20 protein-coding genes and 1 tRNA gene are annotated in these 18,736 nt (G+C 63.2%); 12 read left to right on the forward strand and 9 right to left on the reverse strand.

The annotated features are described in order from the left end of the window. The first annotated feature begins 22 nt into the window (after positions 1–22). From C6A77_RS15265 to C6A77_RS15310, 10 genes are read left to right on the forward strand one after another with little or no spacing between them, the layout of a single operon-like run. Positions 23–1,534: a type II and III secretion system protein family protein gene (locus C6A77_RS15265; RefSeq protein WP_241507428.1), complete on the forward strand. Its 1,512-nt coding sequence runs from the start codon at positions 23–25 to the stop codon at positions 1,532–1,534. A 15-nt stretch (positions 1,535–1,549) separates the two neighbouring features. Continuing rightward, positions 1,550–1,831, forward strand: coding sequence for a hypothetical protein (locus C6A77_RS15270; protein ID WP_114170221.1), 282 nt, complete (start codon positions 1,550–1,552; stop codon positions 1,829–1,831). 10 nt (positions 1,832–1,841) lie between these two features. After that, on the forward strand, positions 1,842–3,185 hold the full coding sequence (locus C6A77_RS15275; protein ID WP_241507429.1) for a TadE/TadG family type IV pilus assembly protein: 1,344 nt from the start codon (positions 1,842–1,844) through the stop codon (positions 3,183–3,185). A 9-nt stretch (positions 3,186–3,194) separates the two neighbouring features. Then, positions 3,195–3,665, forward strand: coding sequence for a TadE/TadG family type IV pilus assembly protein (locus C6A77_RS15280; protein ID WP_114170223.1), 471 nt, complete (start codon positions 3,195–3,197; stop codon positions 3,663–3,665). Next, positions 3,665–4,171 (forward strand): TadE family protein, encoded by a 507-nt coding sequence (locus C6A77_RS15285; RefSeq protein ID WP_114170224.1) that lies wholly within the window; start codon positions 3,665–3,667, stop codon positions 4,169–4,171. Before C6A77_RS15280 ends, C6A77_RS15285 begins: the two co-directional genes overlap by 1 nt. Beyond that, positions 4,165–5,382 (forward strand): AAA family ATPase, encoded by a 1,218-nt coding sequence (locus tag C6A77_RS15290; RefSeq protein ID WP_114170225.1) that lies wholly within the window; start codon positions 4,165–4,167, stop codon positions 5,380–5,382. Before C6A77_RS15285 ends, C6A77_RS15290 begins: the two co-directional genes overlap by 7 nt. Positions 5,383–5,385: 3 nt before the next feature. Beyond that, positions 5,386–6,828 (forward strand): CpaF family protein, encoded by a 1,443-nt coding sequence (locus C6A77_RS15295; protein WP_114170226.1) that lies wholly within the window; start codon positions 5,386–5,388, stop codon positions 6,826–6,828. Further along, positions 6,825–7,811, forward strand: a complete 987-nt coding sequence (locus C6A77_RS15300) for a type II secretion system F family protein (RefSeq protein WP_114170227.1) — start codon at positions 6,825–6,827, stop codon at positions 7,809–7,811. The genes C6A77_RS15295 and C6A77_RS15300 overlap by 4 nt, the downstream gene beginning before the upstream one ends. Positions 7,812–7,837: 26 nt before the next feature. Next, complete coding sequence (locus C6A77_RS15305) at positions 7,838–8,806, forward strand: type II secretion system F family protein (RefSeq protein WP_114170228.1); 969 nt, start codon at positions 7,838–7,840, stop codon at positions 8,804–8,806. A gap of 1 nt (position 8,807) precedes the next feature. Beyond that, positions 8,808–9,845 carry a tetratricopeptide repeat protein gene (locus C6A77_RS15310; RefSeq protein ID WP_114170229.1) on the forward strand — a complete coding sequence of 346 codons (1,038 nt, stop codon included), beginning with the start codon at positions 8,808–8,810 and terminating at the stop codon, positions 9,843–9,845. A gap of 27 nt (positions 9,846–9,872) precedes the next feature. On the opposite strand, the gene C6A77_RS15315 is transcribed toward C6A77_RS15310, so the two are convergent. The 8 genes from C6A77_RS15315 to C6A77_RS15350 all read right to left on the reverse strand — a co-directional run bounded on the left by C6A77_RS15315 (position 9,873) and on the right by C6A77_RS15350 (position 16,056). Next, positions 9,873–10,880, reverse strand: a complete 1,008-nt coding sequence (locus C6A77_RS15315) for a DUF4917 family protein (RefSeq protein WP_114170230.1) — start codon at positions 10,878–10,880, stop codon at positions 9,873–9,875. A gap of 80 nt (positions 10,881–10,960) precedes the next feature. Next, entirely contained in the window at positions 10,961–11,248 is a 288-nt protein-coding gene (nadS, locus tag C6A77_RS15320) for a NadS family protein (RefSeq protein WP_114170231.1), read from the reverse strand. Beyond that, positions 11,245–11,544 carry a type II toxin-antitoxin system RelE/ParE family toxin gene (locus C6A77_RS15325; RefSeq protein WP_241507430.1) on the reverse strand — a complete coding sequence of 100 codons (300 nt, stop codon included), beginning with the start codon at positions 11,542–11,544 and terminating at the stop codon, positions 11,245–11,247. Before C6A77_RS15325 ends, nadS begins: the two co-directional genes overlap by 4 nt. A gap of 206 nt (positions 11,545–11,750) precedes the next feature. Then, positions 11,751–13,457 (reverse strand): SulP family inorganic anion transporter, encoded by a 1,707-nt coding sequence (locus C6A77_RS15330; protein ID WP_114170232.1) that lies wholly within the window; start codon positions 13,455–13,457, stop codon positions 11,751–11,753. Between the two features lie 164 nt (positions 13,458–13,621). Then, a tRNA-Gly gene (locus C6A77_RS15335) sits at positions 13,622–13,695 on the reverse strand. A 111-nt stretch (positions 13,696–13,806) separates the two neighbouring features. Further along, positions 13,807–14,694, reverse strand: a complete 888-nt coding sequence (locus C6A77_RS15340; protein WP_114170233.1) for an alpha/beta hydrolase — start codon at positions 14,692–14,694, stop codon at positions 13,807–13,809. Between the two features lie 447 nt (positions 14,695–15,141). Beyond that, positions 15,142–15,834, reverse strand: a complete 693-nt coding sequence (locus tag C6A77_RS15345; RefSeq protein WP_114170234.1) for a pseudouridine synthase — start codon at positions 15,832–15,834, stop codon at positions 15,142–15,144. Positions 15,835–15,843: 9 nt separating this feature from the next. Then, positions 15,844–16,056, reverse strand: coding sequence for a cysteine-rich CWC family protein (locus tag C6A77_RS15350; RefSeq protein WP_114170235.1), 213 nt, complete (start codon positions 16,054–16,056; stop codon positions 15,844–15,846). A 143-nt stretch (positions 16,057–16,199) separates the two neighbouring features. Between C6A77_RS15350 and C6A77_RS15355 the strand changes: the two genes are divergently transcribed. Then, the gene (locus tag C6A77_RS15355; RefSeq protein ID WP_114170236.1) at positions 16,200–16,649 is read left to right on the forward strand and encodes a hypothetical protein; all 450 of its coding nucleotides are present in this window, start codon (positions 16,200–16,202) and stop codon (positions 16,647–16,649) included. Between the two features lie 25 nt (positions 16,650–16,674). Here C6A77_RS15355 and C6A77_RS15360 read toward each other — a convergent pair whose 3' ends face one another. Further along, on the reverse strand, positions 16,675–17,781 hold the full coding sequence (locus C6A77_RS15360; RefSeq protein ID WP_114170237.1) for an enoyl-CoA hydratase/isomerase family protein: 1,107 nt from the start codon (positions 17,779–17,781) through the stop codon (positions 16,675–16,677). Positions 17,782–17,907: 126 nt separating this feature from the next. Between C6A77_RS15360 and ung the strand changes: the two genes are divergently transcribed. After that, positions 17,908–18,600 (forward strand): uracil-DNA glycosylase, encoded by a 693-nt coding sequence (gene ung / locus C6A77_RS15365; RefSeq protein ID WP_114170238.1) that lies wholly within the window; start codon positions 17,908–17,910, stop codon positions 18,598–18,600. Positions 18,601–18,736 lie beyond the last annotated feature (136 nt).

Consider the following 18,736-nt stretch of genomic DNA (forward strand, 5'->3'; position numbering starts at 1 on the left):
ATCACCTCGCAAGGAGTAGTGAATGAATACTTTGCAGAGATTAGGGCTGTACCTGTTGTGCGGGCTGGGTACGCAGCTGTCGTTCGCTGGCCTGGTGCAGGCAGCTGAACCGGGGGCGGCATACAGCGCCCTGCCGGCCGCCAACACCAACATGGTCCAGGTACCCATCTACAAGTCGCGCACGCTCAGCACCCGGACGCCGGTGCGGAAAATCTCGGTGGGCAACCCGGAAATCGCCGACATCCTCATCACCAGCCCGACTCAGCTCTACCTGCTCGGTCGCTCGCTGGGCACCACCAACGTATTGCTGTGGGACGGCAGCAACCGCTTGATCGACACCCTCGATGTGGAGGTGGTGCATGACTTGACCGGGCTCAAGACCAAACTGCACCAGCTGTTGCCCGAGGAGAACATCGAGGTGTTCAGTGCCCAGGGCGCGTTGGTGCTGCGCGGCCAGGTACGCAGCGCGGCGGCCATGGACACGGCGATGAAAGTGGCCAAGACCTACGCCGCACAGACTTCGAGCGTGGTGCAAGGCAAGGGTGAAGCCGCCGAGGTGGCCCCGGCCCAGTCGCTGGAGGTGATCAACCTGCTCAGCGTCGGTGGTAGCCAGCAGGTGATGCTGGAGGTCAAGGTGGCGGAGATGCAGCGCAGCCTGATCAAGAACCTCAATGTGCGCTTCAACGCCCTTGGCAGCTCCGGCAACTGGAGCGGTGGTGGCTTCAACAACGGCCAGGGGCTGGGCCTGAGCCCCGGTGGCGGCTCGATCCTGTCGCCAGGTTCGCTGATTGGCGGCGGCAAAGGCTTGTTCGCCCAGTTCCTGTCCGACGATTTCCTCTTCAACGTGGTGCTGGAAGCGTCCAAGGACAATGGCTCGGCCAAGGTACTGGCCGAGCCCACGCTGACCACGCTGACCGGCCAGCAGGCGGAGTTCATTTCCGGTGGCGAATTCCCCATCCCGATCACCGAGGATGACGGCATCACCATCGAGTACAAGGAATTCGGTGTCGGCGTGAAGTTCCTGCCGGTGGTGCTCGACTCCGGGCGCATCAACCTCAACCTGAATGTCTCGGTCAGTGAGCTTTCCAACGTCAACTCGCTGGTGCTCGACACGGGCCTGAACAGCATTCTGGGTGATGGTGTGACCCAGGTGATTCCGTCGCTGACCAAGCGCAGCGCCGAGTCCACGGTGGAACTTGGCAATGGCCAGACCATCGCCATCGCCGGCCTGATCAGTGAAAACACCCGCGATTTCGTCAGCCGTTTCCCCGGGCTGGGGGACCTGCCGATACTCGGCCACCTGTTCCGCAGCCAGTCGTTCATCAACGGTGAAACCGAACTGGTGATCCTGGTGACGCCGCACCTGGCCAAGCCTGTGGATGCCAAGGCGGTGCGCCTGCCCACCGAACGATTCGTCGAACCCAGCGACCGGGACTTCTACCTGCTCGGCAAGACCAAAGGCAGCGAGCCCGGGCGCGCGGTGCCCGTCAGCCTCGGGGTGAGCGGTGGCAACTTCGGCCATGACCTGAACTGAGCGGAGAGTACCAGCATGAAAAGCATGATCGTGTGTTGCGCGCTTGTAGCGGGGTTGTCCGGCTGCATGTCGTACGACGAAGGGCGGGTGGGCCCGCTGGGCTACAGCGTCTACCAGACCACCTACCAGCAGATCGCCGACAAGCAGACGGCTGCCAACCCAGGGACCGAACTGCCGGCCGCTGGCGCCGATGGGCCGTTGCTGGAGAAAGTGATCAACGGTTACCGGGGTGTGACCGGCGATGCCCAGCAAGTCGGCCAGCCGATCCAGATTCAAGTCACTGACTCGACTGATTGAGGGCGTGGCCATGACTCCTCGAGCCCAACGCATGTTCACCGCGCCGCCCGGCCAGCAGCGGGGCGCAGTGACTGTGATGATCGTGATCGCGCTGTTGGCGATCTTGATGATGGCAGCGTTGGTGCTCGACGGCGGCCACATGCTGTTGAACAAGACGCGCCTGCAGAATGCCGTGGACGCTGCCGCGCTGAGTGGCGCCAAGACCCTGAGCCAGGTAATGGGCTCTGGCAATGCCGCCACTACCGCACGTGATGCGGCACTCTTTACCCTCAACGAAAACGGCAAGGCGGCGGGCAACCAAGAACTGTCGACAGCCATCGGCGGCACCCCCGCAAGCTTCGCCGTGGTGGAGCTGGCAGACAACGTCTATGGGCCTTTCTCCTTCCCAGGGCCGGCCAACGCCACCTATGTGCGGGTCTCGGTACCGAACTACGCGCTGGCGGGCTTTTTCTGGAACTTCGCCCAGACATTCGGTACCGGCGCCCTCGGTGCCAAGAACGTGGCGGCGATTGCCACTGCCGGGCCGAGCCCGACCAGCCCTTGTGACCTTGCGCCGCTGCTGGTGTGCGGCAACCCGGCTCAGTACAACCCGGATGCCGGGGTGTTCTGGGGCTATCGCTTCGGTGATCTGGAGGTGTTGAAGTCCGCCGCCAAGAACAGCGACCCCATTGGCCCCGGCAATTTCCAGCTGCTCGATTTTGGCGCGGGCGGCAAGGCGGTTGGCGAGCTCATGGCCGGTGGTGGCTCGGTTTGCCGTAATGTCGGCGATAACGTCGATACCAAGCCAGGCAACACCGTCGGCCCTTCGGTTCAAGGCTTGAACACGCGCTTCGGCGATTACACCGGGTCGTTCAAGAATACCGACTATCCGCCCGACCTGGTGACTACCTACAACAACCCCCTGATGAAGTACAACGACACCACGACCCCGGCGCAGGTGGAATTCCAGGGCCAACCTGTCACGTCGAGCAATGGCAACCTCACCGCTGGCGGTACGCCATTGTTCGATTACAACGACTATGCCGCGCGCACAGTTGCGTGTGTCGCCGGGAGCGGCACGGGGTGCCAGTCGAACGGGGTGTTCGAACGGCGGATTCTGAAGATCGTGATGGGCGACTGTTCTGGAAAGAACGCCGGCGCCACCTCGATTCCGGTCATCGGTTTTGGTTGTTTCTACGTGCTGCAACCGGCCGAAAGCAGCGGTGGCGATTCGCAGATTTTCGGCCAGTTCGTCAAGCAGTGCGAAGGCGACAACGTGCCTGGGCCCACGCCACAAGATGATTCGGGGCCACAGATCATCCAGCTGTACAAAACCTTCATCAATGGCAGCGGCACACCGAGCACCGACTCCTAGGAGCGTGTCATGCAACTTCACCGGCTCAAGCGTGCGCAGCGCCAGCAAGGGGTGGCGATCGTCGAGTTCACCCTCACCCTGCCGCTGCTGTTACTGACGTTGCTGGCCTTCGGCGAATTCGGTCGCATGCTTTACCAGTACAACAGCTTGCTGCAAGGCAGCCGTGATGCCGCGCGCTTTGTCGCCAGCCAGGCCTGGAACCCGACCCTTGGCAAGGTCGAGGTCACTGCCGAACTCGAATGCATGACCCAATACGTCGCGCTGTACGGTGCGCCCACCACGCCGCCCTGCAGCCTGCCGAGCATGCCGGCCAACACCACGGTGCAGGTGGTCAAGGTGGCGGGCAGCAACGACCACGTGCAGGTGACCATCAGCCAGGTCTTTTCGCCGCTGATCGCCAGCGGCATTCCAGCCTTTGTCGGCAATGGCATAGCACTGAACGTGCCGTTGGTCGCCACCACCGTGATGAGGGCACTTTGATGAAGCGCAGAGGCATGCAGGAAGGCGTCTATGTGGTGGAGTTCGCGATCATCAGCGCGTTGCTGTTCACGCTGTTGTTCGGGGTGCTGGAAATTGGCCGGCTGTATTACACGGTGAACGTGTTGAATGAATCGGTACGCCGTGGCGCACGCCTGGCAGCGGTGTGCAACATCAGCGACCCGGTGGTGCTGCGCAGGGCGATATTCAACGGCGCGGGCGACAGTGGCGCCAGCAGCCTGCTGGCCGACCTGGATACCGCTGATCTGACCCTGCGCTATCTGGACCAGAACGGGGCACAGGTCGCCAACCCCGCAGACCTGGTCAGCGCCACCGGGTTTCGCGCCGTCCGTTATGTGCAACTGACCCTGCAGAACTTCCAGTTCAGCCTGTTCATTCCAGGATTCGGGGTGCCCATTACCTTGCCAGTATTCAAGGCGACCTTACCTCGCGAGAGCCTCGGGCGTCATACCGAGGCGGATGTCGTACCGGAGATCACGCCATGCTGAACCTTAGGGAATCTTCCGTATCCGCTACTTCCAGCAAGCCTGGCAGGCGTCTGCTGATCAGCAGCTCTGACGCCCTGGCCTTGCGCCAGTTGCAGGAAATCTGCCAGCGCATCCCCGGCCTGGAGGTCAATGCCCGCCAGGTCAGCAATGGCCATTGCGACCCGCTTTACGGGCTGGACCGGATGCCCGATTTCTTGTTGTTGCGCGTCGGTCAGCTGTGGCGTGAGGAGCTGGCCGCCCTGTTGCAACGCCCGGCCCATGAGCGCCCGCCGTTGCTGGTGTGTGGTCTGCTGGACGATCGCGAAGGCATGCGCCTGGCAATGCAGGCAGGCGCCCGCGATTTCCTGCCAGAGCCCGTGGTTGCCACGGAACTCATTGCCGCCTTGGGCCGTATGGTCGTGGAGACCCAGTCCAGCAGCGAGACGGGCGGGCGGCTGATTGCGGTGATGAATGCCAAGGGCGGCTCTGGCGGCACGGTAATGGCCTGCAACCTGGCGCATCAGCTGAGCCTCGAGGGCAACGCCCTGTTGCTTGACCTGGACCTGCAATTTGGCAGCGTGTCGCATCATCTGGATGTGGCGCAGTCGCACAGCCAGCTGGATGTATTGCAGCAGATAAAGGAAATGGACGGGGTTGCACTGCGCGGGTTCTGCAGCCATTTCAGCCCGTCGTTGCATGTGCTTGGCAGCCGGGCCAACGAGCTTTGCCTGCCGCAGGATGTCCAGGCCGAACAGCTCGATGCGCTGTTGCAGCTGGCCCGCGCCAACTATGACTGGGTGGTGGCGGACTTGCCACGGCAGATCGACCACATTACCGCGTCGGTGCTGGAGCAGGCCGACCGGGTTTACATGGTGGTGCAGCAGAGCGTCAACCACCTGCGCGACGCCAGTGCCCTGGCGCGCATCCTGCGTGACGACCTGGGCGTGCGTGGCAATCAGCTGGAAGTGCTGGTCAACCGCTACGACAAGGCGGCGCCGGTCACCCTCAAGGACATCGGCGAGGCGCTGCGCTGCACCAATATCGTCAAGCTGCCCAATGACTTCAGCGTCATCAATCAGAGCCAGAACACCGGTGTGCCCTTGGGCCTGCAAGCCCCTCGCTCGGCTATCGCCCAGGCGCTGCGCGGGCTGGCCGAGGAGTTGGTGGGCAAACAGGTGGACACTGACAGCGGGCTGTTCCAACGCGCCTTCAAGCGTGTTTTTCGGGGGTGAACCATGCTTAGTGATTTCCGTAACCGTTTGCGCAAACAGGCCGTCAGCGCCGAGGCATCGACGCCATCGAAGCACCCTGGCGCTGCGCAGGAGCCGGCAGAGGCGTTGATGGCATGGGAGCATGCAGCGCCGGATGTGCTTTTTGAAACGAAAAGTCAGGTCACCCAGGTAGAAGCCGAGTGGCGCGAGAAGACCTATCAGCAACTGCTCAAGGTCATGGACCTGTCGCTGCTCGATTCGCTCGAGCAAGCCGAGGCAGTGCGGCAGATTCGTGATATCTGCCAACGGCTGCTCGACGAGCATTCAGCGCCGGTGAGTTCTGCCAGCCGCCAGTTGATCATCAAACAGATCACCGATGAAGTGCTGGGCCTTGGCCCTCTGGAGCCGTTGCTGGCGGACCACACGGTGTCCGACATTCTGGTCAACGGCCATGACTCGGTGTACGTCGAACGCTTCGGCAAGTTGCAGCGCACCGATGTGCGCTTTCGTGACGATCAGCACCTGCTGAACATCATCGACCGCATCGTTTCCAGCCTGGGCCGGCGCATCGATGAGTCTTCGCCGCTGGTCGACGCCCGGCTCAAGGACGGTTCGCGGGTCAATGCGATCATCCCGCCGCTGGCCATTGATGGGCCAAGCATCTCGATCCGTCGGTTTGCGGTGGACCTACTCAATACCGACAGCCTGATCCAGGCGGGCGCGCTGACGCCGGCCATTGCCTTGCTGCTCAAAGCCATCGTGCGCGGCCGGCTGAACGTGCTGATCTCCGGGGGGACCGGCTGCGGCAAGACCACCATGCTCAACGTGCTGTCCAGTTTCATTCCGCATAACGAACGCATCGTCACCATCGAGGACTCCGCCGAGCTGCAACTGCAGCAGCCGCATGTGGTGCGCCTGGAAACACGCCCGGCGAACATCGAGGGGCGCGGCGAGGTGGGCCAGCGCGAGCTGGTGCGCAACAGCCTGCGGATGCGCCCGGACCGTATCGTGATCGGTGAGGTGCGCGGCGCCGAGGCGCTGGACATGCTGACGGCGATGAACACCGGTCATGACGGCTCGCTGACCACCATTCACGCCAACACCGCGCGCGATGCGCTGGGCCGGGTCGAGAACATGGTGCTGATGTCGGGTGCCACGTTCCCGATCAAGGCCATGCGCCAGCAGATCGCATCGGCCATCGATGTGGTGATCCAGCTGGAGCGCCAGGAGGATGGCAAGCGGCGCCTGGTCAGTGTGCAGGAAGTCAACGGCATGGAAGGCGAGATCATCACCATGACCGAGATCTTCTCGTTCGTTCGCAATGGGGTAGGCGAGCAGGGCCAGGTGCTTGGTGACTTCCGGCCCAGTGGCATGGTCCCGGCTTTCCGCGATGCATTGGCCAAGCGCGGCATCGAATTGCCGCTGGCGATGTTCCGGCCCGAATGGATGGAGGCTCGCCAGCCATGAGCCAGATCCCCGTCGAGTACATCCTGATATTCCTGGGCATGGTGTTCGTCGCCGTGTTTCTCCTCAGCCAGGGGCTGGTAGTGCCGGTGTTCGGCGAGGCGGGCAAGGTACGTAAACGTATCCGCGGCCGCCTGGTGATCCTGGAGCGGGCAAGCCATCTGCCGAACATGCAGACCGTGCTGCGGCAGAAGTACCTGGTCCGCCTGTCACCGTTGGAGGCGTGGCTGGAGCAGTTGCCTTTCATGGCCACGCTGACACAGCTGATCGAGCAGGCCGGGCATGAGTACCGGGCCTATCGGGTGCTGCTGGTGGGGGGGGTTCTGGCTGCGGCTAGCGCGATGCTGGCCTGGTTGTTCTTTCCTTACTGGTGGCTGGCGCTGGCGGCTGCGTTCGTGGCGTTCTGGCTGCCGCTGCTGAAAATCATCCATGACCGTGGCAAGCGTTTCGCCAGGTTCGAGGAAGGCTTGCCGGATGCGCTGGAAGCCATGTGCCGGGCATTGCGCGCCGGGCACCCCTTCAACGAAACCCTGCGCCTGGTGGCCGAGGAACACAAAGGGCCTGTGGCGCATGAGTTCGGCCTGACCTTCGCCGATATCAACTACGGCAACGATGTGCGCCGGGCCATGCTTGGCCTGCTGGAGCGGATGCCGAGCATGACGGTGATGATGCTGGTCACCTCGATCCTCATTCACCGCGAAACCGGCGGCAACCTGACCGAAGTGCTGGAGCGCCTGAGCAACCTGATCCGCGGGCGTTTCCGCTTTCAGCGCAAGGTCAAGACCATGTCGGCCGAGGGGCGGATGTCGGCCTGGGTGTTGGTCGCCATACCCTTCCTGTTGGCGGCAGCGATCATTATCACCAGCCCGGATTACCTGACGTTGCTGATCAAGGAGCCTACCGGGCAGAAGTTGGTCATGGGGGCTTTTGGCTCCATGTTGGTGGGGATTTTCTGGATTCGAAAAATCATCCGTATCCAGATTTAGGCAGTGCTGGCAGGGGAGCGGCGGTCATGGACTATTTGCTCGGTTTGTTGAGTGGGGTGACGGACAACGAGGCAGTGGCACGCCTGTTGATCGTCGGTGCGATCGGGGTGAGCACGGTCATTGCGGTCATTACCGTGACGCTGCTGGTGCTGGGGCTGCAGAGCCCGCTGCAGCGCCGTCTGGCATTGATCAAGCGCGACAACTCCAGCGCCGCGCCGGGGCGGGAGGCGCCAGGCAACCTGCAGCTGTTGCTTGAGCGGGTAGGTCGGCGCGTTACCCCGACCGCGCAGGGGCAGGTGTCGGCCACCCGCAGTCTGCTGACCCACGCCGGTTATGGTTCGGTGTCGGCGGTACAGGTGTACTGGGCGGTGCGTTTGCTGTTGCCGCTGTTGCTGGTAGGCGTCTCGCTGCTGGTACTGCCACTGGTGCCGAATCTTTCGCTGATGACCGGCATGGGGATCGTGGCCATGGGGGCTGCCACCGGATGGCTGCTGCCGGCAATGTATGTCGACAAGCGCAAGATGGCTCGGCAGGGGCGCTTGCGTGCGGCCTTTCCCGATGCCCTGGACTTGATGGTGGTTTGCGTGGAGTCGGGCCTGGCGTTGCCCCAGGCGATCGAGCGAGTGGCTGAGGAAATGGCGGTAAGCCAGGCCGAACTGGCCGAGGAACTGGCGTTGGTCAATGCGCAGATCCGCGCCGGCATCTCTAGCACCGAAGCGCTCAGGCAACTGGCGGATCGCACCGGGCTGGAAGACATTCAGGGCTTGGTCAGCCTGTTGGCCCAGAGTATCCGCTTCGGTACCAGCGTGGCGGCTACCTTGCGCATCTATGCCGAGGAGTTTCGTGACCGGCGCATGCAGGCCGCCGAGGAAATGGGCGCGAAAATCGGAACGAAACTGGTTTTTCCGCTAATTTTCTGTCTGTGGCCAAGCTTCTTTCTGGTAGCCATCGGCCCGGTAATCATCGGGATACTTAAAACCTTCGGGAATCCATGACATGAACAGGATCAGTTTGCTGTTGATGATGATAGCCGTGCTGTCCGGGTGCCAGAGCACGGGCCCGGAGGTGAATGGGATGCGCTCGGTCTATTCCGGCGGCAATTCGGTGCTCTACCAGGTGCAGTCGCAGAGCAATTCACCCGACCAGGCGATGCAGGTGGCGGCGATGGCTTACCAGGCCGGTGACCTGGACCAGGCACTGTACCAATACCTGCGCGTCCTCGAGCTGGCGCCGGAGCGTTATGAGGCACTGGTCTGGGTTGGCCGTATCCACCGCGAACGGGGCAATAACCAGCTGGCCGAAATGGCCTTCAGCGAGGTACTGGGCAAGGCACCTGAAAACGCCGACGCGCTGACCGAAATGGGCCTGCTGAACTTGTCCATGCGTAAACACGAGCAAGCCAAGGCGATGTTGTTGAAAGCCGTTGCCGTCGACCAGCAACGCTTCGCCAAGGACTCGGGCCAGGCCGGGGCGGCTGCGCTCAGGGTCGATGGCAAGTCGCCGCTCAAGGCGTACAACGGGCTGGGGGTGCTTGCGGATCTGCGCGACGACTTTGCCGAGGCCCAGATGTACTACCGCCTGGCCGAGCTCATCGAACCCCGTTCAGCGCTGGTGCAGAACAGCCTGGGTTACTCCTACTACATGGCCGGGCAATGGTCCGAAGCGGAACTCAGGTACAAGCGCGGTGTGAGCTACGACGGCACCTACAAGCCGCTGTGGCGCAACTATGGCTTGCTGCTGGCGCGCATGGGGCGTTACGAAGAAGCGGTGTCTGCCTTCGAACAGGTCGAAAAGCGCGCCGAGGCCAGCAATGACGTCGGCTATGTCTGCCTGGTGGAAGGCAAGCTGGATGTGGCCGAGCAGTTCTTCCGCAGCGCGATCGAGTTGTCACCGGGGCACTATGCCGTGGCCTGGGAAAACCTGAACAGGGTGCAGCAGATTCGCCAGATCCGGCAGATGGGTGGCAATGCGGCGATGCCTGAGCCAGTTGCAGTTGGCCCGGTGGAGCAGGTGATTACGGCATCGGCGCCTTGACGCGGTCGGCTTGATCGGCTGGATGGTTCAGCGGGTTGGCGGCACACCTGTCGCCAACGCCGCGCCACCCAACGGATGGGTAGTGGCATCGAAGAAATGGAGCTGCGTCCCGGGCATACCGGCGAACCGATCAACGAAGTGCTGCTTCTGGTTGATCACCGACGCCTCGCTCAATGGCCGGATGGCAACCGCCAGGTGTGTCGGCCGAGCCAGCCGGATGGCCTCCAGCAGATGCTGGTCGCTGTTGTCCAGGTGCTGCCCGAACAGGCACAGCCCGCCGTTTTCCTGCGCCAGTTGCCCCAGGCACCAGCTCAGGTAGTCCGAGTTGCGGATGGCGCGCAGTTTCTCGTCGCTGCGGTCTTCGTTGACGAACAGCGGCACTTCGCCCGGGATGTTGACGGCAAAGCCATCGAGCAGTTCGGCGCTGTCGGCGCTGCGTTGGCGGGTAGTGCCGTCGGGCAGCTTGAGCAGGTGCAGACCGCCATGCAGGTGCAGCACCCGGGTGCCTTCGCTGCCGGTGCGCCGCACATCGAAGAAGCCTTGCTCGTCGAACAGTTCGGCGAAGCCGTGCGCGGCGTGCTGCACGGCCCACGGCACCAGCAGGTCGTAGTTGCTGGTGTAGACGCTGCGGTAGCCGCGCAGGGCCTGGTTGAGGCTGGCCAAGGTGGCCGCCGGCATCAGCGGCCACGGCAGGTGCACGGTGCGGATGGCGTGGATCAGCGCTTCCTTGATCGAGTAGTAGCGGTTCAGCGGAGCGGTGGAGTTGATGGCCAGCGCGGCGTTGGCGCGCACCGTGGTGTTGAGGGCGCTGAGCACCGGCTCGAACAGTTCTGTGCCCAGCGACTTGAACAATGCCTGGTCGCTGACCGCCAGGCCTTTCTTGCGCCCGGCGCGTTGCGCCTCCTCGAACAGCGAGAAGTAGCCGAACGGCTTCCACAGCGCGCGGCTGGCGCCGTTGCCCAGCAGCAGGGCGTCGCAAGGGTGGCGGTCGGCGAGTTCTGGCCAGGGGGTGAGGGTGGCGTCGAGTGCGGGCATGCTGGGGTCCGTTGGGTGGAGCGGGAACGGGGGCGACTTTAGCATGCCCTGCCACGGGTGCGCGGGTTGGCGTGCAGGCGTCAGTGAGCGAGGGCCTTGAGTACATGATCCGGATCGTTGCGTATCGCACGTAGCAATGCTTTGGCCGGCCCGGTCGGTTCTCGCCGCCCTTGCTCCCAGTTCCTCAACGTGGCTACTTGAACATCGATCATCTCGGCAAAGCGTGCTTGTGAAAGTCCTGTTGCCCTGCGGATGTTACGTACCTGAAGAGCATCGATCTTGAACTCGCGAGACGGCGCGCGCTTGCCCTGGACGATATCGTCCATCTGGTGAACGCTCTCCATCAGCTCTTCAAAAAACCGGTTCATGCTTGCCTCCAGTGTTCAATGATGGATTTCAGCGCCTTTCGCTGTTCGCTGGACAGGTCGGACTGCTCATTTTTGCCGTATATGTAAAGCATCGCTATCTGTGATCTGGATATGAAGTGGTAGTAAATAACCCCGGCACCGCCGCGTTTGCCATGCCCGTTTGCGGACACGCGTATTTTGCGCAGGCCACCGGTTCCCTCAATCAAGTCACCTGCCTCAGGCGATGCCATGAGCCTGACTTGCAGCACGCGATAGGCGTCGTCAGCGAGAAGCTCTTTTACTCGCTTAGTGAACAAGGTCGTTTCAGTGAAAAGCCTAGCAGGGTATACGTCATTGGCGTAGCTTCCGGATCTCCGGAGCTACACATAAAAGGAGTGCCCGGCCAGTTTTCAGAACGGGATAGTGGGGCTAACGACCCCCGTGGTCGCTGGCCGATCATCCTTTTCCGACTGCCATGTAGTCCTTCTCTTTGTGGGGCCAAATGGGTGGCTCAACCTCGCTATCAGCGCTGTTCAGCCGTCTGCACGCTGCGCTTGCGGTTACGCCACACCCGATATGCCCGGATACCCGCCCGCACCGAGCCGAACAGCAGCTTGTCTTCCATTTCCCGCGCCAGCCCCGAGCGCACCAGCATGCGCAGGAAGGTGCCACGGGCGCGGGCGATGGCGAAGAAGATGCCTTGCGCCGCCAGGGTGTCGCGCACTTCGCGCAGCGCGGCAATGCCGCTGACGTCGATGCTCGTTACCGCTTCGGCATCGAACAGCACGGCCTTGGGCTGGTCCTGGCTCTGGACGGCTTCGAGCAGGCGCATCTTGAAGTAGTCGGCGTTGAAGAACAGGATTGCGTCATCGAAGCGGTACACCACCAGGCCTGGCACGGTCCGGGCATCCTTGTGCTTGCGGATGTCCACCTGGCCTTCGGTGCCCGGCAGCCAGCCCAGTACCGCGTCGGTCGGCTGGTAGATGCTGTACAGCAGGCGCAGGATCGCCAAGGTCACGGCAAAGACGATACCCGGCAGCACACCCAGGCCCAGCACCCCCACCGTGGTCAGCAGGCACAGCCAGAATTCGAAGCGGCTCAGGCGGCGAATGTGCCCCAGCGATTTGATGTCGATCAGCCCCCAGCCGGCCATCAGCAGCACGGCGCCCAGCGCGGCCTGCGGAATCCACGCCATCGGCGCGGTGAAGAACAGCAGGATCAGCGCGATCACCAGCGCGGCGATGATGCCCACCAGCTGGCTTTTGCCGCCGACCATGTCGTTGACCGCGGTGCGCGAGTCGGCACCGCTGATGGCAAAGCCCTGGGAAACCCCCGCCGCCAGGTTGCTTACCCCCAGGGCAACGAATTCGTGGTTGGCGTTGATCGCGTAACCGTGCCGGGCAGCAAAACTGCGTGCGGTGAGCATGGCGCTGCAGAAGCTGACGGTGGCGATACCCAGGGCGTCGCGCAGCAGGCTTTTCATTTCTGCCAGGCTGCTATGTGGCCAAGCCAGTTGCGGCATGCCCGCAGGCACCGGGCCGAGGATGGCGACGCCAAAGCGGTCGAGGCCGAACAGGCCGACCAGTAGCATGAACAGCGCCACCACCGTCAACGCCGAGGGCAGGCGCGGGTAGCGCCTTGGCAGCCAGATCAGCAGGCCCAGTGCGGCCAGGCCGATGAGCAGCGTCAGCCAATGGATTTCTCCCAGGCGCTGGAAAAAGTTGATCACGCTGAGAATGAACCCGTCGCCCTCGATCTTGAACCCCACCACCTTGGACAACTGCCCGGCGATCAGGCTCAGGCCGATGCCATTGAGGTAGCCGATCAGGATAGGCCGCGAAAAGAAGCTGGCGATGAACCCGGCACGGGCCACGCCGGCGGCGATCAGCATCACCCCGACCAGCAAGGTGACGATCACCGACAGTTCGGCAATCCGCTGCGGCTCGCCCATGGCCAGCGGCGCCACGGCACCGGCGATCATCGCGCAGGTAGCGGCGTCGGGGCCGACCATCAGCTGGCGCGAGCTGCCGATCAGGGCATAGACCATCATCGGCAGCACACAGGCGTACAGGCCGTACTGCGGCGGCAGGCCGACGATCTGCGCGTAGGCAATGGCGATGGGGATCTGGATCGCTGCCACCGAGAGACCGGCCTGCAGGTCGGCGTGGAACCACTCGCGGCGGTAGTGCAGCAGGTTGGCAAGGCCCGGTAGCCAGCGGGAGAGAAACATGCGTCGTCCTTTCGAAATGTTCCACGAATCCATCTTGCGCATTGAAGCGGATCGGCAGGCAAATGGCCATGGGACAGGTCAAAGGAGATGCAGAAACGAAAAAAGGAGCCAGGGCTCCTTTTGACAGCGATGACGTCAATGAAACGCCATGCGGTGAGGCGATGTGGAGCGGGTAGAGGGAATCGAACCCTCAACTAAAGCTTGGGAAGCTTTCGTTTTGCCACTAAACTATACCCGCATCTGCGATGCACTTTTTACCAGAACCCTCCGCGAATTAGAAGCCCGAGTTATAAAAAAGCTTGTCGGCACCCCGTAGCCTGCGGGTATCGGCTACAGGGCGCCGAGGCGCTCAGATGGCCAGTGCATGCTGCCCCTGTTGGATGTGCTGGTAGCGTTGACGAGGCTCGCGCACGGTCGGCTTGAGGAAGCCCAGCAGGGCGCTGCGGGTGTCCTCGCAGGCGGCCTTGTTCTCCATATCAAGGAAGTGGCCGGCATCACGGATCACGCTGAACTGGCTGTTGCCCACATGCTTGCCGAACTGCCGGGCATCTTCGACCGTGGTGTACTCGTCGCGGTCACCGTTGATGAACAGCACCGGGATGTCGATGTTGCGCGCGCCATTCAGGGCCCGTTGCAGGTCGTGCTGCAGCACTTCAGTGATGTGGAAGTGCATTTGCGCGTACTCGTGGCTGTCCAGGCTGCTGACGTGCCGGTAGTTGAAGCGCTTGAACAGCGACGGCAGGTGCTTGCCGATGGTGTCGTTGACCAGGTTACCGACCTGATAGCGATCGCAGGCGGCCAGGTACTGGCAGCCACGGTCCAGGTAGTCGCGCATCGGTTCGTTGATCACTGGCGAGAACGAACTCACCACTGCTTTCTTCACCCGCCGCGGCTGGTGCGCCAGCGCCAGCAGCGTACTCGCGCCACCCCACGAGAACGACATCACGTGGTCTGCCCGGAAGTGCTCGATCAGCTCGAGCAGAATGTGCGCCTCGGTCTCTTTGCTGATCAGCCGCTCCTGGCGATTGTGCGGCTTGGACTTGCCGGCATACGGCTGGTCGAACAGTACGACGTTGAATTGCGGGTGCAAGTTACGCACCGTCTGCGCGAACGAGGCGGTCGTGGCCAGCGAGCCATTGATCAGGATGATCGTTTTCTCGGCCGCATCCGCGCGATAGAACTCCGTGTAAACCCGATACTGACCTTGGATATCAAGTACAGCGATTTCTGGCCTCATGTCATCGACTCCTGGCGCAAAAAGGGTATTCGCGTCACCTAGGGTGCACGTTCTTTATGACAGGTAGGCATTTGCCTGAAGAGAAACCGGGGCCCTGTGTCGATCCTTGGCACGTGTGTCGACGGGTGTTGTTTTTGGCGGGCAATTTGCCGTGCCCCAAGGCATCGAGGCCCTGGGTGGCCGGCAAAAAGTGTCTTCGACCGCGGTTGTGACTTGGTAGTCACATGCGGACTGACGATTTGGATTCAAGCAGCGGGGCGCCGATCCTGCAAGTGCCGTTCGGGGGGAAATGTGACTTTTGTCGCTGAGCGGTCGTGTAGCGAGGCTGTGTCGCCTGTGCCGGCCTCTTCGCGGGTGAACCCGCTCCCACAGGAATGTCACATCTTCGGACTTACAGATGACCCCTGTGGGAGCGGGCGAGCCCGCGAAAAGGCCGGCACAGTCAACCTAGACCGTCGCTACTTCATCCGCAGTCAGCTCGCGAAACGCCCCCGGTGCCAACCCCGGGTCCAGGCGGATGGTGCCCATGCTCTCCCGATGCAGCCCCACCACCTTGTTGTCGAAATGGCCGAACATGCGCTTGACCTGGTGATAGCGCCCTTCGACGATCGCCAGCCGTGCCTGGCGCGGGCCCAGGATATCCAGTTCGGCAGGTTGCGTAGTCAGGCCCTCGAAGGCGAAGTAGAACCCCTCGCGGAACCTGGCCACATAGTGCGCGCCAATCTCGTCCTCGGTTTCCACCAGGTAGTGCTTGGGCAGCTTGGTCGCGGGCTGGGTAAGCCGGCGGGACCATTGGCCATCGTTGGTCAGAATCATCAGCCCCGTGGTGTTGAAGTCCAGACGCCCGGCTATGTGCAGGTCATCACGCAGCGCAGCGGGCAGCAGGTCGAGCACGGTGCGATGTTGCGGGTCGCGGGTGGCGCTGACGCAGCCGGCGGGCTTGTGCAGCATCAGGTAGCGCGCCGGGCGGCCGGCCTGCAACAATTGCTCGTCCAGCTCGACACGGCTGAATTCGCGCACTTCGGTCAGCGGGTCGCTGGCCACCTGGCCATCCACCCGCACGCGGCGTTGCGCCAGCATCAGGCGAACTTGCTGGCGGTTGTGGCTGGGCAGGTTGGCAAGGAAACGGTCGAGGCGCATGGCAAACGGTCAGTGGGCAGTGGGGTCGCGCAGTTGTGCTTCAACGGCGGCGCAGCGCGGGCACAGGCAGGCCTTGTCGCGCAATTCGGCCGGCAGTGCCTGGAGCACCGCCGGGTCGATGCTTACGCTGTAGCACCAGCAGGCCTGGGTGGCGCGGCGTGGGTCGGCCAGGCTGCATTGATTGAGCGCGCCACAGGCAGGGCAGTGTTGGTCGTCTGGCATGGCGGCCGTGCACCTGTATCAAATTGTTGCGGAAATGGCACTGCACCTCGGCGCCACGGTCTTATTCAGTGCCGATGATCGCATTTCGCATCGACGCTCGCCAGCGCCGCTGTTCGGGCACTCCAGCGGTCCAGGAGGCCGCCATGTTCCATCGAATCCTGTTGATCGCCCTGCTGGGGCTGATGACCTCCGCCTGCGTTCCGTACTACGAGGACGGGGGCTACTACCGTTCGGACCGTTACTACTCCGACCGCTATGTTTCGCCGGGTTATTACCGTTATGACCGTTACTATGTGACGCCGCAGCCGCGCTATTACTACCAACCGGCACCGCGCCACTACTACCGCTCGGCGCCTGCGCCTCATTACCGGTCGTATCCGCAGCCGGGAATGAAACAGTGGCGTGGCAACCCGCGGGATGACTATGGCAACCGCCAGCGCTATGACTATGGCCGCGACCGGGATCGCCATGACTATCGCGGCGGCGGCCAGCGCTACCAGAACGAGCGTTGGCACTCCAACGGGCGCGGCGACGGTGACCGCCGTTGGGATGGCCGGCGCGGGTCGGGGCAGGGAGGCAACTGGCGGCGATAGCATGCACTGAACGCAGGGGCTGCATTCAACCCAGGTCCGCCAGCGGATGCCGCCCCTCCCATACCTTGGCGAAATGCGCCTCGACCACCGCCGCCGGCACTTGCGCCACATCGGGCCAGTGCCAGCGCGGCTGGTTGTCCTTGTCCAGCAGGCGCGCACGCACGCCTTCGCTGAATTCGGGGTGGCGGCAGCAGTTCAGGCTCATGCTGTATTCCATCTGGAACACCTGCGCCAACGACATGTGCCGCGCCCGGTGGATCTGTTCCCACACCAGGTGTGCGGTCAGCGGGCAACCTTCATGCAGGCGTTGGCCGGCCTCGGCCAGCAGCGGGTCGTCATGCTGCTTTAGCCCCTCCAGTGCCCGCCAGGCGGCGGCCGCATCGGCCACGTCGAGCAACTGGTCGATCACCTGCCGGCGCGGCAGCCAGCGTGCCTCCGGCAATTCGGCGCAAGCGCGGCGCTGTTCGGCCTTGAGCAGGCTGTTCAGCTGCAGCGCCGTCTGTTCCTGCCAGTTCAATTGCAGCAGTTCCTCGATCAGCGCCTCTTGCTGATGTTCCCCCAGAAAGCGGTCGGCCAGCCCCAGGTCAAGGGCGTCATGAGCGTTGATCGGCGCGCCCGTCAGGCCGAGGAACAACCCCAGTTTGCCCGGCAGCCGGGCCAGGAACCAGCTGGCGCCTACGTCCGGGTACAGGCCGATGCTGATTTCCGGCATGGCCAGCCGACTGCTCGGTGTGACGATGCGCACATTGGCGCCCTGCAGCAAGCCCATGCCACCGCCCAGCACATGCCCGTGGCCCCAGCACAGTAGCGGCTTGGGGTAGGTGTGCAGGGCGAAGTCCAGGCGGTATTCGGCGGCAAAGAAAGTGGCGGCCGGTGGCGGCACGCTGCCGGGCTGGTCGCGGCAGGCCTGGGCCAGCGCGCGCACATCGCCGCCGGCACAGAAAGCCTTGGCCCCGGTGCCGCGCAGCAGTACACAGACGATGCCCGGGTCGCGGGCCCAGGCGTGCAACTGTTCGCCCAATACCTCGATCATCGGCAGGTTCAGGGCGTTGAGCGCCTTGGGCGCATCCAGGGTGGCGATGCCGATGCGGGCGCCATCGGCGCCAGTGAGTACCTCGCAATGAATGGACATGAACTACCTCGCGCAAGTCATCGCACAAGTATGGCCTGCCTGGCCGAACATGCCGGTCGTCGGTCGGATCGTTTGACAAGCGGGAAGGGCTTACCTAGTGTCGCGCCATTGTTTATGGAAGGCCCCATGACCGACGACGACCGTATCAAACTCGAACCCAGCTGGAAGGCCGCCTTGCGCGCCGAATTCGACCAGCCCTACATGCACCAGCTGCGCGCGTTCCTGCGCAGCGAGTATGCCGCCGGCAAGGAGATCTACCCGCCAGGGCCGCTGATCTTCAACGCGCTCAACTCGACGCCGCTGGACCAGGTGAAAGTGGTCATCCTCGGCCAGGACCCGTACCACGGGCCGGGCCAGGCGCATGGCCTGTGCTTCTCGGTGCAGCCTGGCGTGGCCACGCCGCCGTCGCTGGTCAACATCTACAAGGAGCTGCAGCGCGATCTGAACATCCCGATCGCCAGTCATGGCTACCTGCAGAGCTGGGCCGAGCAGGGTGTGCTGCTGCTCAACACGACCATGACCGTGGAGCGCGCCAATGCCGCGTCGCATGCCAAGAAAGGCTGGGAGCACTTCACCGACCGGATTATCCAGGTGGTCAGCGAGCAGTGCCCGAACGTGGTGTTCCTGCTGTGGGGCTCGCATGCGCAAAGCAAGCAGAAGCTGATCGACGGCACCAAGCACCTGGTGCTGAAGTCGGTGCATCCATCGCCGCTGTCGGCCTACCGTGGCTTCCTCGGCTGTGGGCATTTCAGCCGGGCCAACACGTTCCTCGAACAGCGCGGGCTGGCGCCGATCAACTGGGCATTGCCGCCGTTGTGATGGCCTGAGGTACCGCATCGCCTTCTTCGCGGGGTAAAACCCCCCCCCCCCGGGGGGGGGGGGGCGGGGGGGGGGGGGGAAGGGGGCGCCCCAAGTTATATTAGATGGGGATGAACAAACCGGGACAAACCCACCC

It is taken from the genome of Pseudomonas sp. AFG_SD02_1510_Pfu_092, from assembly GCF_003331055.1.
Lineage (GTDB): Bacteria > Pseudomonadota > Gammaproteobacteria > Pseudomonadales > Pseudomonadaceae > Aquipseudomonas.